At 64.7% G+C, this 21,798-nt stretch carries 23 protein-coding genes and 1 pseudogene; 13 read left to right on the top strand and 11 right to left on the bottom strand.

Annotation, left to right across the window (positions count from 1 at the left end):
* Window positions 1-61 precede the first annotated feature (61 nt).
* Window positions 62-1,339: an aspartate aminotransferase family protein gene (locus B4394_RS12800; RefSeq protein ID WP_078315234.1), complete on the top strand. Its 1,278-nt coding sequence runs from the start codon at window positions 62-64 to the stop codon at window positions 1,337-1,339.
* Window positions 1,339-1,833, top strand: coding sequence for a DUF3830 family protein (locus tag B4394_RS12795; protein ID WP_078307208.1), 495 nt, complete (start codon window positions 1,339-1,341; stop codon window positions 1,831-1,833). Before B4394_RS12800 ends, B4394_RS12795 begins: the two co-directional genes overlap by 1 nt.
* A 7-nt stretch (window positions 1,834-1,840) precedes the next feature.
* Here B4394_RS12795 and B4394_RS12790 read toward each other — a convergent pair whose 3' ends face one another.
* The gene (locus B4394_RS12790; RefSeq protein ID WP_078315233.1) at window positions 1,841-3,232 is read right to left on the bottom strand and encodes an amidase; all 1,392 of its coding nucleotides are present in this window, start codon (window positions 3,230-3,232) and stop codon (window positions 1,841-1,843) included.
* Window positions 3,225-4,187, bottom strand: a complete 963-nt coding sequence (locus B4394_RS12785; protein WP_286142052.1) for a D-2-hydroxyacid dehydrogenase — start codon at window positions 4,185-4,187, stop codon at window positions 3,225-3,227. Before B4394_RS12785 ends, B4394_RS12790 begins: the two co-directional genes overlap by 8 nt.
* Before the next feature lie 100 nt (window positions 4,188-4,287).
* On the opposite strand from B4394_RS12785, the gene B4394_RS12780 reads away from it, so the two are divergent.
* The 4 genes from B4394_RS12780 to B4394_RS12765 are packed head-to-tail and all read left to right on the top strand — an operon-like array spanning window position 4,288 to window position 7,247.
* Window positions 4,288-5,049: a maleate cis-trans isomerase family protein gene (locus B4394_RS12780; RefSeq protein ID WP_078307211.1), complete on the top strand. Its 762-nt coding sequence runs from the start codon at window positions 4,288-4,290 to the stop codon at window positions 5,047-5,049.
* Window positions 5,042-5,773, top strand: a complete 732-nt coding sequence (locus tag B4394_RS12775; protein ID WP_078307212.1) for a maleate cis-trans isomerase family protein — start codon at window positions 5,042-5,044, stop codon at window positions 5,771-5,773. The genes B4394_RS12780 and B4394_RS12775 overlap by 8 nt, the downstream gene beginning before the upstream one ends.
* Complete coding sequence (locus tag B4394_RS12770; RefSeq protein WP_078307213.1) at window positions 5,770-6,462, top strand: GntR family transcriptional regulator; 693 nt, start codon at window positions 5,770-5,772, stop codon at window positions 6,460-6,462. Before B4394_RS12775 ends, B4394_RS12770 begins: the two co-directional genes overlap by 4 nt.
* A gap of 29 nt (window positions 6,463-6,491) precedes the next feature.
* Window positions 6,492-7,247, top strand: a complete 756-nt coding sequence (locus B4394_RS12765) for an isocitrate lyase/PEP mutase family protein (RefSeq protein ID WP_078307216.1) — start codon at window positions 6,492-6,494, stop codon at window positions 7,245-7,247.
* Here the strand turns inward: B4394_RS12765 and B4394_RS12760 are convergent.
* A complete protein-coding gene (locus tag B4394_RS12760) occupies window positions 7,244-8,182 on the bottom strand; it encodes a hydrogen peroxide-inducible genes activator (RefSeq protein WP_078307218.1) in 939 nt (312 codons plus the stop codon). The two genes, B4394_RS12765 and B4394_RS12760, sit on opposite strands and share 4 nt — an antisense overlap.
* A 96-nt stretch (window positions 8,183-8,278) precedes the next feature.
* Here B4394_RS12760 and B4394_RS12755 point away from each other — a divergent pair, with 96 nt between their 5' ends.
* Window positions 8,279-8,866, top strand: a complete 588-nt coding sequence (locus B4394_RS12755) for a peroxiredoxin (RefSeq protein WP_046255069.1) — start codon at window positions 8,279-8,281, stop codon at window positions 8,864-8,866.
* Between the two features lies 1 nt (window position 8,867).
* Complete coding sequence (locus B4394_RS12750; protein WP_078307219.1) at window positions 8,868-9,395, top strand: alkyl hydroperoxide reductase; 528 nt, start codon at window positions 8,868-8,870, stop codon at window positions 9,393-9,395.
* A 60-nt stretch (window positions 9,396-9,455) separates the two neighbouring features.
* On the opposite strand, the gene B4394_RS12745 is transcribed toward B4394_RS12750, so the two are convergent.
* The 4 genes from B4394_RS12745 to B4394_RS12730 form a co-directional block, all read right to left on the bottom strand.
* Window positions 9,456-10,184: an isochorismatase family protein gene (locus B4394_RS12745; RefSeq protein WP_078315232.1), complete on the bottom strand. Its 729-nt coding sequence runs from the start codon at window positions 10,182-10,184 to the stop codon at window positions 9,456-9,458.
* A 63-nt stretch (window positions 10,185-10,247) separates the two neighbouring features.
* Entirely contained in the window at window positions 10,248-13,433 is a 3,186-nt protein-coding gene (locus B4394_RS12740) for a bifunctional cytochrome P450/NADPH--P450 reductase (protein ID WP_078315231.1), read from the bottom strand.
* 182 nt (window positions 13,434-13,615) lie between these two features.
* On the bottom strand, window positions 13,616-14,362 hold the full coding sequence (locus tag B4394_RS12735) for a cutinase family protein (protein ID WP_078307231.1): 747 nt from the start codon (window positions 14,360-14,362) through the stop codon (window positions 13,616-13,618).
* A gap of 95 nt (window positions 14,363-14,457) precedes the next feature.
* A complete protein-coding gene (locus B4394_RS12730) occupies window positions 14,458-14,946 on the bottom strand; it encodes a DUF4383 domain-containing protein (RefSeq protein ID WP_078315230.1) in 489 nt (162 codons plus the stop codon).
* A 99-nt stretch (window positions 14,947-15,045) separates the two neighbouring features.
* On the opposite strand from B4394_RS12730, the gene B4394_RS12725 reads away from it, so the two are divergent.
* Both B4394_RS12725 and B4394_RS12720 read left to right on the top strand, forming a co-directional pair.
* Complete coding sequence (locus B4394_RS12725; RefSeq protein WP_078307235.1) at window positions 15,046-15,720, top strand: TetR/AcrR family transcriptional regulator; 675 nt, start codon at window positions 15,046-15,048, stop codon at window positions 15,718-15,720.
* 295 nt (window positions 15,721-16,015) lie between these two features.
* On the top strand, window positions 16,016-16,984 hold the full coding sequence (locus B4394_RS12720; protein WP_078307237.1) for an acyl-ACP desaturase: 969 nt from the start codon (window positions 16,016-16,018) through the stop codon (window positions 16,982-16,984).
* Between the two features lie 27 nt (window positions 16,985-17,011).
* Here B4394_RS12720 and B4394_RS12715 read toward each other — a convergent pair whose 3' ends face one another.
* Window positions 17,012-17,473: an Hsp20/alpha crystallin family protein gene (locus tag B4394_RS12715; RefSeq protein WP_078307239.1), complete on the bottom strand. Its 462-nt coding sequence runs from the start codon at window positions 17,471-17,473 to the stop codon at window positions 17,012-17,014.
* A 218-nt stretch (window positions 17,474-17,691) separates the two neighbouring features.
* On the opposite strand from B4394_RS12715, the gene B4394_RS12710 reads away from it, so the two are divergent.
* From B4394_RS12710 to B4394_RS25730, 3 genes and pseudogenes are all read left to right on the top strand, one after another.
* On the top strand, window positions 17,692-18,351 hold the full coding sequence (locus tag B4394_RS12710; RefSeq protein ID WP_078315229.1) for a VC0807 family protein: 660 nt from the start codon (window positions 17,692-17,694) through the stop codon (window positions 18,349-18,351).
* Between the two features lie 20 nt (window positions 18,352-18,371).
* Window positions 18,372-19,040: a VC0807 family protein gene (locus B4394_RS12705; protein WP_078307243.1), complete on the top strand. Its 669-nt coding sequence runs from the start codon at window positions 18,372-18,374 to the stop codon at window positions 19,038-19,040.
* A gap of 44 nt (window positions 19,041-19,084) precedes the next feature.
* Window positions 19,085-19,645 (top strand): annotated as a pseudogene (locus B4394_RS25730) (VC0807 family protein); the annotation flags it as partial.
* 59 nt (window positions 19,646-19,704) lie between these two features.
* Here the strand turns inward: B4394_RS25730 and B4394_RS12695 are convergent.
* The 3 genes from B4394_RS12695 to B4394_RS12685 are packed head-to-tail and all read right to left on the bottom strand — an operon-like array spanning window position 19,705 to window position 21,782.
* Window positions 19,705-20,256, bottom strand: coding sequence for a GNAT family N-acetyltransferase (locus B4394_RS12695; RefSeq protein WP_078315227.1), 552 nt, complete (start codon window positions 20,254-20,256; stop codon window positions 19,705-19,707).
* A gap of 18 nt (window positions 20,257-20,274) precedes the next feature.
* Entirely contained in the window at window positions 20,275-21,150 is an 876-nt protein-coding gene (locus tag B4394_RS12690) for a 5-oxoprolinase subunit C family protein (protein WP_078307247.1), read from the bottom strand.
* Window positions 21,147-21,782 (bottom strand): 5-oxoprolinase subunit B family protein, encoded by a 636-nt coding sequence (locus B4394_RS12685; RefSeq protein WP_078307249.1) that lies wholly within the window; start codon window positions 21,780-21,782, stop codon window positions 21,147-21,149. The genes B4394_RS12690 and B4394_RS12685 overlap by 4 nt, the downstream gene beginning before the upstream one ends.
* Between the last annotated feature and the right edge of the window lie 16 nt (window positions 21,783-21,798).

Here is a 21,798-nt window from a genome sequence, read left to right as displayed (position 1 = left end):
CATGCTAGGGAGATTGTCAACAATCGACAATAGTTCTGGATGTATCAAGGGAAGGGGCGCCGTGACTGTGGGTCTTCGCGCCAGCGGCTCATCCGCAACCGCGTTATCGCCCGTGCTCAAGCAGGCCACCTCGGTGGTGGCAGCGCGAGGCCAGGGTTGTTATCTGTACGACGAAAGTGACTGTGAATACCTGGATTTCACCGCAGGTATCGGCGTCGTGAGCACCGGTCACTGCCACCCGCGCGTGGTAGAGGCCGCACAACGGCAGGTGGCCACGCTGATCCACGGGCAATACACCACCGTGATGCACCGTCCGCTGCAGAACCTGGTGCGCCGCCTTGGCGACGTGCTGCCTGCGGATCTGGACTCGTTGTTCTTCGCAAATTCCGGCAGTGAGGCCATCGAGTCCTCTGTGCGGCTGGCGCGGCAGGCCACCGGTCGCCCGAATATCGTTGTCTTTCAGGGTGGATTTCATGGACGCACGCTGGCCGCCGCAACCATGACGACATCGGGACCGCGATTCTCCTCGGGAATCGGGCCTTTGATGGCAGGTGTGTACACCGCGCCGTTCCCGACGGCGTATCGATACGGCTGGAGCGAGGCCGAGGCCACCCGGTTCGCGTTGCAAGAGCTCGACTACCTGTTCGCCACCGCGACGGCACCGAATCAGGTGGCGGCGATGGTCATCGAACCGGTGCTCGGAGAAGGCGGGTACATCCCCGCCAACACCGAGTTCCTCGTCGGCGTTGCCGAGCGCGCCCGCGAGCACGGCATCCTGTTGGTGCTCGACGAGGTCCAGACCGGATTCGGTCGCACCGGAGAGTATTTCGGGCATCAGCATTTCGGCGTAACGCCGGATATCTTGGTGATGGCCAAGGGCATTGCCAGCGGTTTCCCCATCTCGGGTATCGCGGCATCTGCAGAGTTGATGGGGCGCGCCTGGCCCGGCTCACAAGGGGGTACCTACGGCGCCAACGCCGTCGCATGTGCGGCAGCGGTGGCCACCCTCGACGTGATCGACGAAGAACGGCTCGTCGAGAACTCGCGGGTGCGGGGCAGGGAACTTCTCGATGGTGCGCGAAAGATAGCGGCCGAGAGGGGTATTGACGGCGACGTGCGCGGTCTGGGTTTGATGGTTGGTGTGGAGTTCAGTCAGGATGGCCGTCCCGCGCCGCAGCTGGCCGCCCGCGCGCAGGCTGCCGCCGCCGAGAACGGACTGCTCCTGCTGATGTGCGGACCGCACATGAATGTGGTGCGCATGATTCCGCCGTTGGTGGTGACGGCCGACCAGATATCCGATGCACTCGGCATCTGGAGCACCGTATTGGCAGGGCTGTGATGGACCGCTATATCTCGATCACGCTGACCAAGCGAGACATCACCTGTCGTGCGCGGCTCCTGGACGCCGAGGCACCGAGAACCTGCGACACGGTGTGGAATTCATTGCCGGTCGTCGGTCAGGCCTATCACGCCAAGTACGCACGCAATGAGGTGTACACCCTGCTGCCACCCTTGCTTCCCGCACCGGGCCGCGAGAACCCGACCATTACCCCCATCCCCGGCGACGTGTGCTTCTTCGGTTTCGAACCGTGGGAGATCGGTAATCCCGCGTACGGATACGAGCCGGGGTCGGAAGCGCATTCAGCGCAAGGCGCCACCGATCTGGCGATCTTCTACGGCCGGAACAATCTCCTGATCAACGGTGATGCCGGTTGGGTGCCCGGAAATGTCTTCGCGACCATCGAGGAGGGTCTGGCCGATATCGCGGCGGCCTGCCAGGACCTGTGGCTTACCGGGGTTCAGGGCGAGCAACTGGCCTTCGCGCGGGCCTAGCCTGTTCCTAGCCCGCGAGCACCCGCTCGGCGAAATGGCCCACCGCCAGCACCAGATCGTCGCTGTGGCGCGGGCCGATGATCTGCATGCCGACCGGCAGCCCCTGTGCGGTCTTACCCACCGGGATAGAGAGCGCCGGCTGTTGAGTCATGTTGAACGGGTAAGTGAATGGTGTCCATTGGGCCCACCATCGCATCCCGGAGTCCGGGGGAACGTCAGCGCCCAGCGAGAAGGCGGGGATCGGCACGGTCGGGGTGATGAGGACGTTGTGCACCTCGTGGAAACCGCCCATGGCGATACCCAATTGCACGCAGGTGTTGCGCGCCGCCAGATATTCGGTGGCAGAGGCCCCGGCGCCGGTATCCCACATCTGCGCCAGCCCAGGATCGATGCCGTCGCGTACCTCGGTGCGGGCGCCGTAGGTGTTCAGGCTGGCGGCTGCTCCCGCGGCCCAAAGTGTTTCGAAGGCATCGATAGGATCGGTGAATCCCGGATCGGCGTGGGTCACGGGCATCCCGGCCTCGTCGAGAGCGTTCACCGCCTTCTCCACCAGGGCGGCCACCTCGGGATCGACGTCGACGTATCCCAGTGTGGGCGAGTACGCGATGTCCAGACCGGTCATATCCCGGTACACCTGTGAGCGGTAGGTGGTAAGCGTGGGCGACAGCGAGGTGGGATCGCGGTGGTCCGGCAGACTGATGATGTCCATCAGCAGCGCGGCGTCTTCGACTGTTCGGGTGATCGGACCGCCATGGGCCAGTGGGCCAAAGGGGCTGATCGGATACATCGGGACCCGGCCATGGGTCGGTTTGAATCCGACGACCCCGCAGAAGCTGGCGGGTATCCGAATGCTGCCTCCGCCGTCGGTGCCAATCGACATCGGAGCCATGCCCGCGGCCACCGCGGCGGCGCTGCCGCCCGAGGACCCGCCAGCAGTGCGGCGCGGGTCGGCCGGGTTGTGGGTGATTCCCCGCTGTCGGCTGTCGGTGACCCCCTTCCAGGCGAGCTCGGGCGTGGTGGTCTTACCGACCATGACCATGCCGTCGGCCCGGATGCGCTGGACGGCAGGGCAGTCCACCTCCCATGGGCCGGCGGCATCTACCAGTCCGGAGCCGCGCAAGGTGGGCCAGTTTCGGGTCAGGAAGACGTCCTTGATAGAGATCGGCACACCGTCGAGCAGCCCGCGGGTGTAGTGGCCGCGCCAGCGTTCTTCGGATTTGGTGGCGGCCGCCAGTGCCGCTTCCTCGTCGACGAGGCAGTACGCATTGATGGCACTGTCGGTTTGGGCTATCCGGGACAGCACCGCCGCCGTCGCCTCTACCGGCGAAAGCTCACCCGAGGTATAGGCGGCCACCAGCTCCAGCGCCGTCATCTCGGTGGGGTCGGTCGGTTCATGCATTGCCGTGCATCCTGTCCTTATCGACGATGTTCAGAAGTTTCTCGTCCCGGAGGTAGCGCTCGACGTTGGCGACGAATTGGTCCTGTAGCCGATCGGACCAGCCGTGGACGTCGCCACTGTTGTGCGGAGTGATATGCGTATTCGGTGTGTGCCACAACGGATGCCCAATGGGCAGCGGTTCGGGATCGGTGACGTCCAGCGCGGCACCGGCGATGGACCCCCGATGCAGTGCGGACACCAGATCCCAGGTTCCCACCAGTTCACCGCGACCCACATTGATCAGACGAGCGGTGGGCCGCATGGCCGATAGGACACGCGCGTTGACGACTCCCGTCGTCCGTGCCGTCAACGGCGCCGCGAGCACCAGATACTCGACATCGCCGACGTGCGAGGCCAAGTCAGCAGACTCGGCCCGGCCGAGCACCGTGACCCGCATGCCGACGGCGGTTAACAGTGTGGCAATGGCCTGCCCTATCGGACCGGTCCCGAGCACCGCGACGGGGACGCCCTCAATGGGCTCTGATTCGAAGTGCCGCCAGCTCAGCGCAGCTTGCGCGTGGGTGGATCGGCGAATGTCCTTGGCGAAGGCCAGGATCTGCGCAAGCACGTATTCGGCGATGGGGCGTTCGAAGATGCCGCGTGAATTCGTAAGCACGACGTCGCTCGTGACAAGCTCGCCGAAGAGCACAGGATCGACGCCCGTAGAGGCGATCTGTATCCAGCGCAGAGAGTCTGCGGCATACCAGTTTTCACGTAGTGCAGGGGAACGGAAGTCGTAGACGAAAAGAATTTCGGCTCCCGGCAGTGCCGTGGCGAGTCGGCCCGATTCCACCAGTCGTAGCTCGGCGATCTCAGCGATGGGGCCGAGACGGTCTGGAACCGCGGCGGCGTGCTGCACCACTATTACTGGTCTTCGCGCAAGCGGCTCATCCGCGACAATCCGGCGGGCACTCACGTTGACACCGTAGGGAGATATCGTATGATTGTCAACAATCTGAGTGATGATCAGCTCTGGCTCAGGCGCGAAGCGATGCTGCGAGTGTTAGGCCCTGCCGGTGGATCTTTCGTCACTTCCCGACTTCGCGGAGTCGGCCGATCAGCGAGGCATCGGCGTCATCGCCCCCTTTGATCTCGCGCTGGAGCGTGAGCTGTGGCGGTGGATTCCTGCTGAGGTGTCTCTACATCTCGCCCGCACGCCATACGAGCCGGTGCCGGTGAGCCGGGCCATGGCGGAGCTGGTGTCCAACACCGGTCACCTGCAGGCGGCCACCCGCGACGTGTTGCATGTAGAGCCGGAAGTCGTTGCATACCTGTGTACTTCGGGAAGCTTCATCCGTGGCGTCGAGCATGAGCGGGAACTGGTTGAGGCCATCATGGCGGCCGGAGCCAAGTCGGCCGTCACCACCTCGGGGGCGTTGGCCGAGGCGGTGACCGCGCTGAACATCAACCGAATCAGCGTCATCACTCCGTACGACGCCGAGCTGACCGAACTGCTTGCGAAGTTCTTGGGGGAGTTGGGCGTCACGGTGGTGCGCACCGACCATTTGGGCCTGGGCGGGGGCATCTGGAAGGTCAACTACCGCACCGTCGCCGAGCGGATCCTGGCCGCCGATACCGACGATGCCGAGGCGATCTTCGTCAGTTGCACCAATCTGCGCACCTATGACGTGATCGACCCGTTGGAGCGCCTGCTCGGTAAGCCGGTGCTGACGGCCAACCAACTGACCATCTGGGCCTGTCTTGACCGGATGAGTCTTCCCATGATGGGGCCCGGCAGGTGGCTCCGCGATGTCTTCGGAGGAGGTTCGAGTGAGTAATACGCGTCCAACGGTGGGGTTCATCTACCCGGACCACGCTGCCGAATCGGACTATCCGCTGGTGGCGCGTCAGCTGGATATGAACTTTCCCGTCGTGCACATCTACGGCACGGACTTGCACGCGGTTCCCGAGCTGCTCGATCTGGGCGGTTCGGAGAGGCTTGCGGAGGGCGCGCGGCTGCTGCGCCCGCACGACCCGGGTGCTGTCGTATGGGCGTGCACCTCGGGCAGCTTCGTGTACGGCCCGCAGGGCGCGGCAGATCAGGTAGCGGGCCTGTCGGAGCGCAGCGGCACCCCGGCGTCCAGCACGTCCTTCGCTTTCGTCAATGCCGCTGCCGCACTCGGAGTTTCGAAGGTGGCGGTGGCGGCGAGCTATCCGCGCGATATCGCCGAGCTGTTTGTTGCCTTCCTGGCCGCCCACGATATAGAGGTGGTGGCGATGGGGGAGGCGGGCATCGATACCGCTGCCGAAGTGGGCCGTCTCACGGCGGACCAGGTCGACGAGCTGGCGGCTGCCAATGACCACCCCGATGCCCAGGCGCTGCTGATCCCCGACACCGCCATGCACACCATCGCACACGTCGAGCGGCTCGAATCGCGGCTGGACAAGGCGGTATTGACGGCAAATCAGGTGACGGTGTGGGAAGGTTTGCGATTAATCGACGAGGTGCCCGAGGCGGGCACGGCTCCGCATTTGGGCCGGCTTTTCAGGAGACGACAATGACCACGCTGGTACCTGAGGAGTTCGCTCCGCTGGAGCGGCAATCGACAGCCGAGCTGATCGCGGAGCGGCTGCGGATCGCGATCATGCGCGGGGTCCTGCCACCGGGTGCTCAGTTGGGGGAGTCCTCGCTGGCGGCGCAATTCGCGGTGTCCCGCGGACCGCTGCGCGAAGCCATGCAGCGCTTGGTGTCGGAGGGCCTGCTGCGCAGCGAGCGTAACCGCGGCATCTTCGTCATCGAGCTGACCGACGAAGATGTCCTCGACGTCTACCGGTCGCGGGCCGCCATCGAGCGAGCGGCCTTGGAGTGCATCATGTCCGGCGATACCGTCACCGCCTACCGGCGGCTGCTCGTGCCGGTGGCGGTGATGACGGAGGCCGCCACTCGAGGCGATATCGTCGCCGTGACCGACGCCGATCAGGACTTTCACGAGGTGCTGGTCGACTGCTCGGGAAGCCCGCGATTGCGCCGGGCGATGCGCACGCTGCTGCTGGAGACGCGGATGCTGCTGGGCGAGTTGCAGGGCACCTACCCGGACCTGCGGGAGCAGGTGCGGGAACACGAGGTGCTCTGCGCGGCGATCGGGGCAGGTGACGCGCCCGCCGCCTATCGGCTCATTGAGGAGCACATGCACGACGCGGTCGCGCGTCTCATGGCACGCCGTGGTTCCGCGGGCGCATCGGTGGAGTAAATCCGCATGGGGCAGGGTTGGATGTAGGCATGACCAACGACCTCGCCGCCAAGGCCACCCTGCTGAAGTCACTTCACGTGCCGGGCGATCCGGTATTTCTGCCGACGGTGTGGGATGCGTGGTCCGCGCGGCTCGCGGCGGATGCCGGTTTCGCCGCGCTGACAGTGGGTTCGCATCCGCTTGCCGATTCGGTAGGCAAGCCCGATGCGGAGGGGATGTCCTACGAGGACGTGCTGGACCGGGTCTCGCAGATCACCGCCGCTGTCGATCTGCCGGTGTCGGTGGACATCGAGTCGGGCTATGCGCAGACACCCCGGCGACTCATCGAGGGACTGATCGAAGCGGGCGCGGTCGGTCTGAACATCGAGGACTCGGTGCACAGCGAGGGCGGCCGGATCCGTGAGCCGCAGGAACACGCCGATCTTGTTGGTGCACTTCGTGTTGCGGCCGACACGGCGGGCGTACCGGTGGTGATCAATGCACGTACCGACATCCTCTTGCGTCAGATAGGGGACGAGTCGGATCGCGTGGATCGGGCCATCGCGCGTCTCACCCTGGCCGCCGAGGCCGGTGCCGATTCGCTGTACCCGGTGGGCCGTCACGCTCCTGAGGTGCAGCGGCGCTTGACATCCGAGCTTCCGCTTCCAGTGAACGCGATCGCGGTGCCCGATGTGGACGACCCGGCGTCGTTCGGGCCTCTCGGGGTGGGGCGGATCAGTTTCGGTCCCTTCCTGCAGCGCGCGCTGTCGACGCGGGCCGAGGAGATCCTCGCGCGCTGGCGTTAGGCGGCCTCCGCCGAGACCGGGTGTACCGCCGCGACAAGGCGGGTCAACAGCTCGGCCAGTTTTCGGTAGGCATCCTCGCGGCCACTGATCGCGCGATACACCAGCCCGATCCGCCGCCCCGGGATCGGCGCCGCGAAGGTGGCGGTGGCCAGTCCACCACTCGCGGTCTCGGCGGTGACGGCGGTGCCCGGGATGAGGGTGACCCCAAGGCCGCCCTCGACGCATTGCACCGCGGTGGCCAGTGAGGCCGCGCGGGTGTGGCCGAGATCGGGTCGCACCCCGGCGAGTTGGCATACCTCCAGGGCTTGATCGCGCAGGCAATGTCCCTCATCCAGCAAAAGCAGCGGCATCTCAGCGAGCACCGCAGGATCGACCGCATGGCTTCCGGCGAGCGGATGTCCTGTCGGCAGTGCCAACACAAAGTCCTCCCGGTACATGGGAATCTCCGCCATACCGGGAGTTTGCGCTGGCAATGCCATGACTGCGACGTCCAGTGACCCGTCGGCCAGGGATCGCAAGAGCCGTACGGTCTGGTCCTCGGTGACCCGCAGGGACATCTCCGGGAACTCGCGGGACAGGCCGCTGAGCACCATCGGCAGCACATAAGGAGCCACGGTGGGGATCAGGCCGAGTCGCAGGGTTTGCGCGAAGGGATCGCGCACGCCGCTTGCGGCAGCGGTAAATTCGTCGACCGCATCCAGTGCCGCGGTGGCCCTTTCCAGCAATGTCTCCCCTTCGGGGGTGAGCAACACCTTGCGGGTGTTGCGTTCGACGAGCCGCACGCCCAGCCCCTCTTCGAGCATGGACAGGGCCTGCGAGAGCGAGGGTTGACTGACTCCAAGCTCGGCCGCAGCGCTGCCGAAGTGGCGTTTACGGGCGATAGCCACAAAGGCGCGCAGGCCGACCACTGTCGGCTGATAACTACGATCGGACATACCTATCAATATAGTGCCAACAATCACGTTTTGTTTTTGAAAGATTTCCGGCACGATGGTGCCAGTAAGCATTCAGCGAATACGTGAAGGAGAATCGTGACTCTGCGGACCATCGGCGATGAATTCCCGGCCTACAACCTGACTGCGGTCATCGGCGGCGATCTGTCGAAGGTGAACGCCCAGCAGCCGGACGACTACTTCACCACCGTCACCAGCGACGACCACCCCGGCAAGTGGCGTGTGATCTTCTTCTGGCCGAAGGACTTCACCTTCGTGTGCCCCACCGAGATCGCCGCCTTCGGCCGTCTGAACGACGAGTTCGCCGATCGCGACACCCAGGTTCTGGGCGCATCGGTGGATAACGAGTTCGTGCACTTCCAGTGGCGGGCACAGCACGAGGACCTCAAGACCCTGCCGTTCCCGATCCTCAGCGATCTCAAGCGCGAGCTGGCCGAGGCGTCCGGCGTGCTGAACTCTGATGGTGTCGCCGACCGCGCGACCTTCATCGTCGACCCCGACAACATCATCCAGTTCGTCTCCGTCACAGCGGGTTCGGTGGGCCGTAACGTCGACGAGGTGCTCCGCGTGCTCGACGCACTGCAGTCCGATGAGCTGTGCGCCTGCAACTGGCGCAAGGGCGACCCGACGATTGACGCGGGCGAGCTGATGAGCGCGGGCGTCTGACATGGGTGTTGACAACCTGAAAGAGGCGCTGCCCGAGTACGCCAAGGATCTCAAGCTCAACTTGGGCACGGTCGCCCGTGGCACCGTACTCTCACCGGCTCAGCTGTGGGGCACTCTCGTCGCGACAGCGGCGGCCACCCGCAACGAGCAGGTGTTCAAGGAGATTCGCGAAGAGGCCGCGACCGTCCTGTCGCCCGAGGCACTCGACGCCGCGCTCGGTGCCGCCTCGATCATGGCGATGACCAACGTGTTCTACCGCGGGCGGGGCTTCCTCGATGGCGCCTATGACGATCTGCGCCCGGGTCTGCGGATGAACATCATCGGTAACCCCGGCGTCGACAAGGCGGAGTTTGAGCTGTGGTCCTTCGCGGTATCGACCATCAACGGCTGTCACTTCTGCGTCGGATCACATGAGAAGGTGCTGCGCGAGGCTGGACTGACCCGCGAGCAGATACTCGAGGCGCTCAAGATCGCGGCGATCGTCTCGGGCGTCGCCCAGGCGCTGGCCACGGTGCCCGCGCTGGTCTAAGCACAAGACATAAGGCCGCCCGTGTGTGATGCGGGCGGCCTTATGTCGTGCCGTCAACTGTTACGAATTATCCAGTGCCGCTAGCGCTGACCGGGTGTTCAGTATTCGCGCGGTGCGCTCCGCACACCAGGCAAGCGCCTGGTTGTGCCCCGTGGAGGTGTAGTCCGCCACGGCATCGGAGACGATGAATGCCTGGATGTCGTTCTGGACCGCATCGGTGGATGTCGCGGTGATCCCCGAGAAGGCGTAGACGCCGACGATGATCAGCTGATCCCGGTTGGCATTGCGCAGAATCTCTAACAGTTCAGAGCGGAAGAACTCGCTGTACTTCCATTTCGTCAGAACGGTATCCGTCGCCGCCGGCCCGATGGGATCGACAATCGCCCGCTCGGCGTCATCGTCTGGCATGCCGGGTCCGTAGAGCTGGCCGAAGAGCCCACGCTGTTCCGGTGTCATGCCCCCCGGCTGCGCGGAGTAGAGCACCGGCACATCGTGGGCATGTGCGGTGTCGAGCAGGCTCTTGATGTTCTTCAGTACGGTCGCGATGGGATCAGCTTGCGGCGTATAGGCCTTCACGAAGTAGTGCTGCATGTCGTGGACCAGCAGGACGGCGCGGCTCGTTTGCAGATTCCAGGGCGCGCTTTTCGCAGGTATGTCAATGGTGCTGAACGGGTACGTAATCGACCCGGTGGGGCGAACGTCGGCCGTAGCGCTCCCGGCGGCGGTCAGGCCCAGTGCTGCGGCCGGCAGGGCCAAGGAACCGGAACGAAGGAAGGTGCGTCTACGCATCGGGTTACTCTCCCACTTGACCGCAGGCAACGGAATGGAGGGCAGGGTTGGCCGTAGTAGGCCTCACTCCGTCCAGACATCCTCGACATAGCGGTCGGCCTCGACGAGCTCGATGAGCCAGTCCCGGGCCTGGGACTCGTTGGCGCCGGTGTGTTCCCGGTAGATCTGCAAGAAGGCATCGCGAACGGCGGGGGCCATCTTGCCGCCATCGCCGCAGACATAGACGTGCGTCTGCTTGGCCGGGTCGCCCAGCAGATCCCAGATGTCGCGCGCGTCGGCGGCGATCCGGTCTTGCACGTACTTGACACCGTTCTCGGCGGCGCGGGAGAACGCCGGGCGCATCTGGACTACACCTGATTGTTCGGCTGCCGCGAACTCGTCCCGGAAGAGGTAGTCCACTTCCGGGTGCCGGACGCCGAAGAAGCAGAGTGCTGGGGCAAAGGGCTCACCAGCGCTCTGCGCGGCCAGCCGGTCACCGACAAATCCCCGGAACGGTGCCACACCGGTACCGGCGCTGACCAGGATGACATTTCGGGAGGGGTCGGCCCCGGCGCGGAATGCTTGCCGCGCCTGGTCGACGCGTGCCCGGATTTGTTGTCCCGGTGTGACGTTGGCGAGGTAGTTGGATGCCACTCCCTGGAAATCCCCGTACCCGGATCGGGCCGGAGCGTCGAGCACGCTGACCACCAGCTCGACAATCCCCGGACTCTGCCGTGCCGAGGAGGCTATGGAGTAGTGCCGCGGTGTCATCGGCTCGAACAGCTCCAGCAGCTCGGCGCGGGACAGCTTAGTGGCGGGGAATTCCATGAGGCAGCCCGCGATACCGAGCGAGCGGGTCTCCGGATGTTCGGCGAGCGCCGCCAGCGCGGACCGTTCCGGCGGGCAGGGATTGGCCGCCGCGAGCCGCAGCAGCTGCGTTCGGGTGGCCGGCTTGCGTAGTTCGAGGAAGTGGGTGAGCAGTTCCCGCACGCTTACTTCGCGGTCCAGCGCGATGGCCCGCCGGGTGTTACGCCGGGTATTGACGGAGATACGCCGATCCAGGATGAGGCCGAGCAGTTCTCCGGCGGCGTCCACTACTTCAGGCTGGTTATCTGCGAGGACTGTGAGATGGTCTCCGGTGCGGTATTCGACGCCATCAGGCAATGCGACGCGTACCAGCCGCTTGGCCTGTCCCAGTGCGTTGTTGGCGCTGACCAACTCCCGATTCTCCAGGACGGTCATCGGCATCACCTCGAACCGGGCGTCGAGAGCCGCCGTTACCGGGCCGTCGATGGCGCGTAGTTCGTAGAGGGGCCCCTCGGTGGGGCCGTCAAGAGCATCCGCACCGGCGACTGCGCCCAACGAAGTCCAGAGGGCCTGCGAGAAGGACTCGACGTTGCCCGCGAAATCGCCGGAAGTGTCTGCCTCACCTCGGGGCAGAATCGACGTACCACCGAGCGCGGCGAGGCGCTCATCGATTTTCCTCGGCACCGCCTGGTAGGTCTCAGCCCAGTTCCGGTCCCCGACACCCAATACCGCGAAGCGCAGCCCGCTGTCCGCGCGAGCCTCCGCGCTCTCGAGCCACGCGAGAAACTGACGGGCGTCGTCAGTCGGTTGACCGTTGTAGGACGCGGCGACCACGACCATGACGCTCTCGCGGGGCAAGGCTCGTGTCGCTTCATTCAGGGGGGCGACGGTCGTGTGGTAGCCAAGGTCGGAGGCTTCCTCGGCCAGCTGATGTGCCAGTGCTCGACAGGTGCCGAGATTGGACCCATGGAAGACGGTCAGTGCCGACCCCGGTGCGGCGGCCGCCGCCGGTTGCAGCGTCTCCTGCGGTGTGACGGCGGTTGTCGCGGCACGCTCATGCTGGCGGTCGTGGGAAGTGCGCCGCGCCAAGCCAATCCGAAAGCCGACCGGTTTCCGGAGGAGATCGCTGTGAGTGCGCAGCTGGTAATGCTCGGCGTCGATAAAGCGGTATCGGTGTACCAGCGTTGCCAGGGCCATTGTCGCCTCGTGCAGCGCGAACTGCCGCCCGATGCAGGACCGGGCGCCGGTGCCGAAGGGCTTGAACAGGTTCACCGGCCGCCCGGCCGATTGTTCCGGTGAGAACCGGTCCGGGTCGAAGATCTCCACGTTGTCACCCCATTGCGGCTGCCGGTGCAGCGCGGTGGTGAGGACGGTGACAACCTCGCCCTTCTGCACCGGGTAGCGCCCCGCGAGCAGGGTGTCTTCCGTGGCCATCCGGTCGAATTCACGGACCGGAGGTGAGAGCCTCAATGTCTCGTCCACGACCTGGCGGATGTAGCGGAGCTTGCCGATCTCGTCGAACGTCGGGGTGTGTTCGTCTCCCGGCCCGAATAGCGCGTCAACTTCGGCCTGCGCCCGGTGGAGCACGGCAGGGTTTTTGACCAGGCTGTAGAGCGCGGTCGGCATCACCGTGGAGGTGGTGTCCTGCCCGGCGATCAAGAACGTCAGGACCTGAGAATGAACGCTGCTCAGCTCCAGCGCCGGAGTCTCGGGGGTACCGGGCGCGAGCATGAGCCCGAGGAGGTTCTCATGCTCGTCGGCACCGTTGCCCTGCCGGGCGATGAGCTCATCGATGAAGGTATGCAGCTTGTCGTGCTCGGCCCTGAACAGATCCTGATTGCCGCCTCCCGGAGCCAGTAGTTGTTGTAGCGCAACGGCGAAACTCGCCGGAACCGCGGCAAGGCCGTCGTGCTGGTAGGAGTCGAACCTCGCCCCGAACCCGGCCAGCCCGACCGTGTCCATGGCGAGCTTGCCCAGATCTTCAGCCACGTCCACGAGGTGCTCGCCGGCGCTCCCGTCCCACCGGGCCAGCAGCTGACGGTTGATGTCGAGCATGGCGGGGTGGTAGTTGCGCAGGCCGCTAAAGCTGAAGCCGGGCAGCAGAACATCGTGGGCTGTCTGCCAGTTCGGCTCACCCGGATAGGCGGTGAACAGCCCGTCGCCCGCCAGCGGGCGGAACCGGTCCAGCCGATCGGTAATGCCCTTGATGAACCGGGTCTCGTCGCATAGCTCCTCGACAAGGGCCAGTGAGCAGGCGTAGAGCCGACGCGAAACCCCGAAGTCCGCATAGAAGAGCGGCCCGAGCTCTTCGACAAGCAGATCGGCGGGCAGGGCATAGGGGCGCCCGGGTAGTGGACCGGGTGGCAGCGGGTGCCCGTCGGCGCAGGGAATGCCCGTGATCTCCGGCGGGCGTGCGGGTGCCGTGTATTCGCCCGGCTCTACCACGCGAGTATCGCCGCTCATCTGCGCTTCCCCTTCACTCGCACGGGTGTAGTCGGTCGTCTACACTCTGGCCATCCACGACTGTACACATGCGACTACAGTCCAGGCAATGCCGTGGTTGGGGTGGTCCGATTGTCCTGCGTCGGGGCGTGAGCGAACGCGGTAACCGGTGAAATGACTACCCCCGATGCGGGGGCCGTCGGTTACGCGCTGGGGGAGCAGGTTGTGGAGGCGTCGGATGATTCGCTGCTCACGCAACGGTTTCCCAGGACGGCGACCAGTCGCTGGACCACCGTGTCCGCCGCGCCGTCGGTGAGCTTGTCCTTGGCGTAGGTGGTGTGCGAGATGATGTCCCCGCCCTGCGGATCGCAGAAGAAGTCTCCGGGGTTGCAGACGTCAATCACCTTGGGCAGCAGGTCTTCGCGGACCGTTAGGTTCGCGTCTACACCGGGCGGCCGGATGTTCTTGGGATCGCCGAACAGAACGATGGAGACGATGCGCTGCTCGAGTCCGGCGGGCAGAGGATTGGTCAGGGCGTAGGTCCCCGGCGGGGTGTTCCCCAGCAGCACATCCACGACCGCCGCGCCCTGCGCGTACCCGCCGACCACGAACTTCATCTTCGGGCAGTCGGCGGCGGTTTTCTGGATGTGCTTGCTCAGGTCGTCCGATCCCTTGCCGGCCTGAAGGAAGTCGATGCTCGCGGGGTAGTCCACGCCGTAGGTGGAGATGCTCATCCCCTTGGCGCCCTGGAGTCGCTTCTTCACGGCGTCGGTGAACAGCTTGCCGACATCGCCCAGGCCCGCAGGCTCATTGGTGCCGCGCGCGAAAGACAGGTCGATATCGGCACAGCTCTCCGCGTGGGCCATCTGCGGCGACTGCAGCCCGTGCCCACCGAACAGCACCAGGAAGGCGGCCGCCGCGGCCGCTGCGCGACACATTGCGGTTCGCATCACTGCACCTTTCGTGACGTGCGCGGCTCTCGCGACTGGTCGTTGAATCACCCAAACTACCGATGGTTCGATGACGCTGCCCAATGGCCGAGCCGTTAGGGGGCCGGCACCGCTCGAGCGGGCTGCCGGGCTCCACCGACGACCCCGTACACCGCGATGGAGGCCAGGATCAGGCCCTCGGCGCCATGAACCCAGTTAGCGACGGTGTCGACGGCCATCACGCTGCATACGCTCATGCCGCCCACCAGGCACACCACCGTCATGCCCCAGTAGATGAGCGCGGTCGCGGCGGCATAGCGAATAGCGCCGATGCGCGTGCGGACGGCCAAGAGGCCGGCGACACCGGTAGCGAGGTGGAAGAGGGCGTGCCATCCGTTGACCGCCACGGGGATAACCCCGAACGCATAGAAGGAGGCCGAGTACATCGAGTACATCGAATGCGTCGAATGCGTCGGGAAGTCCTGGTTGATCATCAGACCGAGAGGTCCGTTGCTGGTGAACCACACGGCCATCAGGAAGGCCAGAAGCTGAACCCTGGTGGTGCAGACGTCCTGGATGTAACGAGTAAACGCAGCTCTCGACATGCGCTCTCCTCGGCATAAGACATTGAGACAATTTACATGTCTTTGTTTCTCCAGTATTGTCAGAAGCTCCGTGGGGTGACAAGGGAGCGCGTAACGCAAGTGACTAAGGACACACTGCTCACTACGCTGGCCTCGGTCGATCCGGCGGCGCTGCAGCTACCCGGTGACCTCGACGAGCTCACCGAGCGGGTGCTGGCGGCCGCGTCCGAACAGATCGCGGTGGCGGGCTGGCGCCGATCCACGGTCGACGACGTGGCGAAGCGGGCTGGGCTGAGCCGCGCGACGGTCTACCGGAGATTTCCGAACAAGAAGGCCCTCACTGAGGCGGTCGTGTACGCCGAATTGCGTAAGTACATGGCCGGCGTGGCCTCGCGTATCGAGGGGCGCACGATGACGCTGGCCGATCGCATGGCCGAAAGCTCTTCTTATACTGTCGAATTCATTCTTGACCACCCGCTTCTGCGGAGGTTGTTGGAAACCGAACCTGAGTCGATCCTGCCGGCTCTCACGACAGATGCCGGGCCGCTTGTCGAGGCATTCCGGGAATTCTGCGCAAGTCTCTGGAAAGTCGAAATCTATGGTGATGCAACGGTTTCGCCACAGGTCATGATGCATCTGCGCACAGTTGCCGAGCTGCATGTGCGGATCGCACTGTCGTTGATTCTCACCCGGCAGACCGTGATAGAGCTCGACACCGCCGAACAAGCTCAAGGTTTCGCGCGCGACTACCTCGCTCCGATGTTGGACACTGGCCCCGGCCTGAAATCGACATAAGGTGCCACGGGTCCACCGCATGCGATCGCACGTTTTCGGTAGTGGGCCGCGACACGGCCGAATTAGTGATGTTGCTCTCACCGGGTTAGGGTGCTGGGAAGCCGGTTCGAATATCGGGTCTGTAGCAAGCCGTTGCCCAGTTGTGGGGCCCAAACAGGCATGGTGGCCCGTCCGGTTGTGCGGTCGGGGCGGACGTTGCAGGCAATCAGTCGTGACTGACGAGCACATCAGGCATTGCTCAGATTAAGTTACCCTGTCCGTGAGCTCGGGGTTCCAACGCGAAAGACAAGGTGAAATGTCTAGAGAGCTGACCGACCTTGAGATGCTCAGCGATTTGGAACCGATTGCTGAAGCTAACCTCAACCGGCATTTGTCGGTCACCACGGAGTGGCACCCGCATGACTACGTTCCCTGGGACCGGGGCCGCAATTTCGCGCAAATGGGCGGGGAAGATTGGGATCCGGAGCAGTCGCAGCTAAGCGAGGTCGCCAAGGCGGCGATGATCACCAACCTCCTTACCGAGGACAACCTGCCGTCCTATCACCGTCAGGCGGCCAAGTACTTCGGTCTCGACGGTGCCTGGGGTACCTGGGTGGGCCGCTGGACTGCCGAGGAGAACCGGCACGGCATCGTCATCCGCGACTACCTCGTGGTCACGCGCGGTGTTGACCCGGTGGCATTGGAACGCGCGCGCATGGAACACATGACAGCAGGCTTCGACACCACCGATGAAGAAGAGTCAGTACATAAGACCGATTTCCTGCTGTCGGTCGCGTACACCACGTTGCAGGAACTGGCGACTCGTGTCAGTCACCGCAACACCGGCAAGGTGTGCGATGACCCGGTCGCGGACCGGATGCTGCAGCGCGTCGCCGCCGACGAGAACCTGCACATGATCTTCTATCGCAACATGTGCAGTGCCGCACTGGATCTTGTGCCCGATCAGGCCTTGGATGCCATTGCCGCGGTGATCGAGAACTTCCGGATGCCCGGGCAGGGCATGCCCAACTTCCGCCGTAACGGCGTGCTGATGGCCAAGCACGGCATCTACGACCCGCGTCAGCATCTCGAAGAGGTTGTGACGCCGAATCTGCGTAAGTGGCAGATTTTCGAGCGCAATGATTTCAGCGCCAAGGGCGAACAACGACGCGAGCAGCTCGCCGCGTACGTGGAAGACCTTAAGTGCCAAGTGGTTAAGTTCGAAGAACAGCGCGACCGAATGCTGGCTCGTGAGGCGAAGAAGAGAGAAGCCCGCGCCGGATAGCGCGGGCCCCTCGTCTCGATTTACCGATTACCTGGTGATCTCGATCTTCTGCGCCTCTGCACTGGCGTACGCGCCGGCGATCTTGATGGTCAGGATGCCCGCGTCGTAGCTCGCCGAGATCGCGTCACCTGTGACATGGGTTGGCAGGGTGAAGGTACGCCGGAACGTGCCGTAACGGACCTCACGCAGCACGCGTCCTGTGTTGGATGCTCCCCGCGCAAGCGGCTCGTCGCCGGTCTGCGCGGCGCGCCCATCTCGACGCTCACCGGATACCACCAACGTGCCGCGCTCCACCTCGACCGTGACGTCCTTGTCGACGTCGACGCCGGGAAGATCGAGACGGACCAGGGCGTCATCCCCGTCCTTCGTGACCTCGGCGGCCGGAATGAAACCCGGGCTCGGCCAGCTGGTTGCCGGGCCGAAGGACTGGCGTACCAGCGCGTCGAACTCGGCGAACGGGCTGCGTCGTGTCCACACCACATTGCTCATAGCTCTCTCCTCATACAGGGCCGGAATCTCAACCGGCCGTCACTCGTACAAACTTGAGTGATCCCCGCTAAAGTTCCGGTTTCCGTACGCCGACGGCGAACGTGGCTCCCGGGGGCTGCTCGCCGACTCCCTTCCGGGACTGCTTCGGGAGTAATCGGTGGAGCGCCGGTGTTGCGCGCCAGCCCGGGATTCCCAGGTTGATCGCGTAGCCTCGCGCCGTGCCCGACCAGACCGGCGAAACCCAGAAGTCCTCCGCGCGTGAGGTGTTGCGACAGGTCCTGGTCAGTGTCGGGCCATCGTTGGGCACCTACTACGCGCTGCGCGCGCTGGGTCAGCCCGAGATTCACGCGTTGATTGCGGCCACGGTGGTTTCCGGCCTCCAGGTGCTCGTCAAGGTGGTGAAGAACCGTAAGTTCGACGTCCTGTCCGGCTTTCTGATGTTCAACTTCGGGCTGAGCCTGGTGATCGCACTCCTGACCTCCGATGCGCGCATGGCCCAGGTCTCCAACACCATTCCTGGCATCTTGCTTTCGCTGTTCTTCATCGGAAGCGCGCTGATCGGCAAGCCGCTCACCGAGCTAATGATCGCGAAGGCCCGGCCCGGACGCATCGAAGAGATCGCGGCCGAACACCATTGGACCGAGAACCACTTCCGGTCATATCACCGGATGCATGTCCACGTGAGTTTCTGGTGCGGTGTCATCAGCCTGCTGCTCGCGGCGATCTCGATCGTCATTATTTACAGCTTCTCGGTGGATATCGCCCAGGCCGTCAACCAAATCTTTTCTCTGGTCACCACAATGGGCCTGATCATCGGCATCATTGTGGTCATCCGGCGTTACCTGCAGCGCATGACGTACGACTCGCCCGCGGCCTGACGAGCGGATACAGTCGCGCGGTGTCCCTGACCACCGAGCAGTCCGAAACCGAGAGCGGGATCTCGCCCCGCCAGCTCGTGATCGAGGGATTGCTCAACGTCGGGCCCGCCCTGTGTGCCTACTTCGGGCTGCGCCTGGCCGGATTCTCCGAACTGCACGCCCTCATGGCCGCCACCGCGGTCTCGGCCACCCAGGCATTGGTCAAGATGGCGTGGAAGCGGGCTCTGGACCCGGTTTCGCTGCTGGTGGTGCCGATATTCGGGGTCAGTCTCATCATGGCGTGGTTGACCCGCGACCCGCGCTTGTCGCAGGTCACCAACGAGGTGCCCGGCATGCTGCTGGCGACCTACTTCCTGGTGAGCGCGCTCATCGGTAAACCGCTGACGGAGCTGCTGGTCACCAAGCTATGGCCCGGCGGCGTGGAGAAACTAGCGGAGGAGCAGGGCTGGACCGATGAGGATCAGCGCTCGTACCACCGGCTGCATATCTATGTCAGCTTCTGGTGCGGGATCTTCAGTCTGCTGTTCTGCGCGCTGATGGTGGTGATCATCTACACCTTCTCCGTCGACGTCGTACAGGCCGTCAACCCGGTGGTGTCGATGCTCACCACGGGCGGACTCATCGTGGGTGTTGTCGTTGCCATCCGGATGTACCTGCGGCGCAAGGAACGGGCCCTCTCCGGCCGGTAGATCCACTTTCTCAGACTCTCTCAGATTGCGTCGGTACCGTCGCTGTGGTGAGTGGGTTGGGTAAGGGTGCAGGGAAATTCACGCTCGGGCACGCCTTGGTCAGCGCCGCGCTCGGCTTGGGAACGTACTACGGGATGCGCCTGCTGGGCGCCTCGGAGTTGCATGCACTGATGGCCGCGGCGGTGGTCTCGGCGTTGCGCGTCATCTACACAGCCGTACGGGACAAGCGCTTCGACATCGTCGCGGGATTCATCATGCTGATGCATGGCGCGACGCTCGTGGTTGCACTGTTGACCAGTTCACCGCAGCTGGCCCAGCTCACCCACGTCGTCCCGGTGGTGCTGTTCGGTTTGTTCTATATCGGCAGCTGCCTGACGAAACGGCCACTCACCGAAGTCATCATCGACCTGATCCGTCCGGGCTGGGTGGCACGTCATCACTGGGCCGATGCGGATCTGCGCGCCTATCACCGGATGCATGCGCGGCTATGCGTGATCGTCGGCACGCTGGAGTTGGTTCAGGCCGCGGTGATGACGGGCATCATCCTGAGGTACTCCGTTGACATCGCGCAGGTGGCCAACGGGCTATTGGCGACGGTCGGTAGCGCCGCACGGCTGGCGTTTGTGATCGCCGTGATTTGGGTTTTCCTGCGCCGTCGCGGGCATCACCACGCGTCGCCACCGCGCCAATCGCAGGTCAGCGAGCCGGACGCGTCAACCCCGGAGCTCATCGGCAGCACATGCACACCCTCGTCTTCGGCGGGCACAACTCCCTCTGCCGTCATCACGGGAGTGGCTCCGACCCACGGCACCCAGCCACGGGCCTGATAAAACGGGGCGACGTCGTCGCCGGCGCTCAGCGCGCCCAGCTCGTAGGCGCCACGCAAGACCTGTTCGGCCGCATCCATGATGGCTCGACCAAGTCCGTTTCCGCGCCAATCGCTATCTACTGCAACGCCTTCCACGTATCCTGTGCGTAGTGGCCGTCCTTGATGCAGCAGCCGGCGCTGGATCACCGCGGCGTGGGCGATGAGTGTTCCGTGATACCAGATGAGCGCGTGCATACCGCCCAGGCAGTGTTCCCAGTCCGCTTCGGTGAAATCGCCCTCAAATGCGTCTATTAGTAATTCCCTTGCCACACAACGCGTTTCACTATCGAGATCTGCGGTGTGGATGAGCCGCGCGGTATGGGTCCGGATGACGGGGACGGTCGGCATCGTAGACACGGGATGCTCCTAGCTCAGGCGCGGTCGTGACCAATGGAACCGAACAGTTTGTCCTGGCCGTACCTGGGCGGCCAGATCGACATCGTGATCGGTGATCACGCCGATCACCGGATAGCCTCCGGTAACCGGATGGTCAGGGCCCAGGATAACGGGCTGGCCGCCGGGCGGCACCTGAATGGCGCCACGGACCACACCCTCGCTCGGCAGCTGCCTGGCCGGGTCGCGCAGTTCCAATGGCTTGCCGATGAGTCGAGTGCCCACCCGGTCGCTGCGGTCGGAGACTATCCAGGCTCGGTGGGTCAGCGCGTCGGGATCGATGAACCAGTCGTCGCGTGGACCGGGTACCACCTTGAGCTCGACGGTGGCATCGGAGATGGGGGCCACCGGCGCCAGTTCTACCTCCGGGAAGGAAGGGGACCGCGGTCCGACCGGCAATCTGTCCCCGGCCTGCAGGGGCCTGGGGCCGATGCCAGACAGGATGTCGAAGCTACGCGAGCCCATCACCGGTGCCACGCTGACCCCGCCGCGCACCGCCACATAGCTGCGTAGCCCGCTGCGCGGTGCGCCGAGTGACACTACGTCGCCGTCCTGAACCTGGGCAATGCTGTTGGTGCCAAAGGGAATCCCGTTGATGGATGGATCGGTGTCGGCACCGGTGACGGCCACCACAGCGTCACCGCCGGATATCCGGAATGACATACCGCCGAGGGTTACCTCGATGGTGGCCAGGTTGTCGGGATTGGCCACCAGCCGGTTGGCCAGGGAATGCGATCCGCGGTCCGCCGCCCCCGAGCGTCCGACGCCCATGGCCGCTTTGCCGATGCGACCGAGGTCCTGGACCAGCGCCAGCGGGCCCGTGCGCATGACTTCCAGCGCGGGTCTCATGCCGTCACCTCCTGGAACTGGACGCGTGTACCGGGAGTGAGCAGCGCCGGTGGGTTGCGATCGAGGTCCCAGACGACGGCGTCGGTGCTGCCGATGAGCTGCCAGCCGCCGGGGGACTCGCGTGGGTAGATGCCGCTGAACTCGCCGGCGAGCGCGACCGCGCCGGCGGGTACCTTGGTGCGCGGGTCGGCGCGGCGAGGGATGGCCAGGCGCGGGTCGCCTTCCACCAGGTAGGCGAATCCCGGTGCGAATCCGCAGAATCCGACCGTCCAGATCGTTCCGGTGTGTGCGGCGATGACACCGTCCACGCCCAGGCCGGTGTGCTCGGCGACCTCTTCGAGATCGAGGCCGTCGTACCGGACCGGGATGGTTACCGGTGGCGATGTGGTGCCCGCGAGCGTGCCGGGCGGCGCCGCGCGCTGAGTCAGCCGGTGCCGAACGATGGCCTGGTCGGCGGGGCCGCGGAGCTTGAGCAGGACGGTGCGGGAGGCGGGAACGATATCGGTGATGCCGTCGATAGGGTCGACATTCAGTGCTGACGTCCACGCCAGCACTTCCTGCACGGATGCACATTCGAGCAACAACGCCCGGTCCCCGTGATCCCGCACCTTCAAATCCGTTGCGGTACTCATACTTCGACGGTACTCC

It is taken from the genome of Mycobacterium sp. D16Q16 (assembly GCF_002013745.1).
GTDB lineage: Bacteria > Actinomycetota > Actinomycetes > Mycobacteriales > Mycobacteriaceae > Mycobacterium.
The sequence above is the reverse complement of the archived record's forward strand: the minus strand, read 5'-3'. Positions and strand labels throughout refer to the sequence as shown.

What these genes read in the sequence shown, in the direction of transcription:
- B4394_RS12690 (WP_078307247.1), bottom strand. Translation starts at nt 21,150, where the DNA reads ATGAGACCCGCGCTGGAAGTCATGCGCACGGGCCCGCTGGCGCTGGTC.
- B4394_RS12695 (WP_078315227.1), bottom strand. Translation starts at nt 20,256, where the DNA reads ATGCCGACCGTCCCCGTCATCCGGACCCATACCGCGCGGCTCATCCAC.
- B4394_RS12790 (WP_078315233.1), bottom strand. Translation starts at nt 3,232, where the DNA reads ATGCATGAACCGACCGACCCCACCGAGATGACGGCGCTGGAGCTGGTG.
- B4394_RS12750 (WP_078307219.1), top strand. Translation starts at nt 8,868, where the DNA reads ATGGGTGTTGACAACCTGAAAGAGGCGCTGCCCGAGTACGCCAAGGAT.
- B4394_RS12715 (WP_078307239.1), bottom strand. Translation starts at nt 17,473, where the DNA reads ATGAGCAATGTGGTGTGGACACGACGCAGCCCGTTCGCCGAGTTCGAC.
- B4394_RS12760 (WP_078307218.1), bottom strand. Translation starts at nt 8,182, where the DNA reads ATGTCCGATCGTAGTTATCAGCCGACAGTGGTCGGCCTGCGCGCCTTT.
- B4394_RS12720 (WP_078307237.1), top strand. Translation starts at nt 16,016, where the DNA reads ATGTCTAGAGAGCTGACCGACCTTGAGATGCTCAGCGATTTGGAACCG.
- B4394_RS12770 (WP_078307213.1), top strand. Translation starts at nt 5,770, where the DNA reads ATGACCACGCTGGTACCTGAGGAGTTCGCTCCGCTGGAGCGGCAATCG.
- B4394_RS12745 (WP_078315232.1), bottom strand. Translation starts at nt 10,184, where the DNA reads ATGCGTAGACGCACCTTCCTTCGTTCCGGTTCCTTGGCCCTGCCGGCC.
- B4394_RS12735 (WP_078307231.1), bottom strand. Translation starts at nt 14,362, where the DNA reads ATGCGAACCGCAATGTGTCGCGCAGCGGCCGCGGCGGCCGCCTTCCTG.
- B4394_RS12795 (WP_078307208.1), top strand. Translation starts at nt 1,339, where the DNA reads ATGGACCGCTATATCTCGATCACGCTGACCAAGCGAGACATCACCTGT.
- B4394_RS12765 (WP_078307216.1), top strand. Translation starts at nt 6,492, where the DNA reads ATGACCAACGACCTCGCCGCCAAGGCCACCCTGCTGAAGTCACTTCAC.
- B4394_RS12730 (WP_078315230.1), bottom strand. Translation starts at nt 14,946, where the DNA reads ATGTCGAGAGCTGCGTTTACTCGTTACATCCAGGACGTCTGCACCACC.
- B4394_RS12685 (WP_078307249.1), bottom strand. Translation starts at nt 21,782, where the DNA reads ATGAGTACCGCAACGGATTTGAAGGTGCGGGATCACGGGGACCGGGCG.
- B4394_RS12740 (WP_078315231.1), bottom strand. Translation starts at nt 13,433, where the DNA reads ATGAGCGGCGATACTCGCGTGGTAGAGCCGGGCGAATACACGGCACCC.